The sequence below is a fragment of the Pedobacter sp. Leaf250 genome (genome assembly GCF_920984735.1).
In the GTDB taxonomy this organism is placed as follows: Bacteria; Bacteroidota; Bacteroidia; order Sphingobacteriales; family Sphingobacteriaceae; genus Pedobacter.
In genome coordinates this window covers 1-821 of sequence record NZ_CAKLBU010000050.1, presented here as the reverse complement: position 1 = coordinate 821, position 821 = coordinate 1, and the positions used below count along the sequence as shown (strand labels likewise).

Sequence of the window (821 nt, the reverse complement as noted above, 5' to 3'; positions counted from 1 at the left end):
AAATATTAATTTTCATACTTTTGTTATTCTAAGGCAGTCCAGAACTAGCCTGTATAGCGTACTTATGCAATTTGTGTCTGTACGCTATTCTCTTTTAGTAAATACTGGTTGTCATAGGCTGTTTTGTTTTTGTTCAGGGTATACATCATCTCAAGTAATTTCCGTTGTACTGCCACCAGCCCCTTCATTTTTATTCCGTGTTTGGAAACGATCCTCATATATATTCCCTTAAATCTTTCATCCCATTTTACTGCCGATAATGCAGGCAAATACATGGCCTTTCTCAAGCTACGGTTGCCCTTTTTTGATATACAGGGTTTGCCTTTGACCGAAGTACCCGATTGTTTCTCTCTTACATCCAGTCCAGCATAGCTGGTAAGTTGCTTTTTGCTTCGGATTAGTTCAAAGCCATTTGTTTCGGCAAGTACAATTACTGCTGTAAGCTCTCCAATTCCTGTCAGGGTAGCCATGTTTCGTATCTGGGCATGAAGTTCGCTGTCCTGTCGGATAATTTCAGTTATATCCCCTTTAATCTCTTTTTCCTGCCCATTGAGAAAACTGATTCGTGCCTTCAGCCTGTTAACGCTGTTTGCGTGCGGATGGGCTTCGGACTGCTCGGCATGCAGTTGGTTTTTTACCATTGAACGTTCGTTCACAATCTGATCGCGCTCTCTGGTCAACTGCTGCAGGCTTCTATATATGTTTTTTGGCCTGTGCCAATTATCAAGCTTTCTTTCCAGTCCGAACTGGGCAATAGCCATAGAGCATGTTTTGTCGGTAATGGTCTTGTTGTCCAATGTGCGCATATAATTACTAATCTT

Annotated in this window: 1 protein-coding gene; it reads right to left on the bottom strand. The window is 41.7% G+C overall.

Features of this window, described 5'->3' with window-relative positions; genetic code table 11:
- Window positions 1-62 precede the first annotated feature (62 nt).
- On the bottom strand, window positions 63-821 hold a 759-nt coding region (locus tag LUA91_RS20635), incomplete at its 5' end, for a transposase (protein ID WP_231428006.1).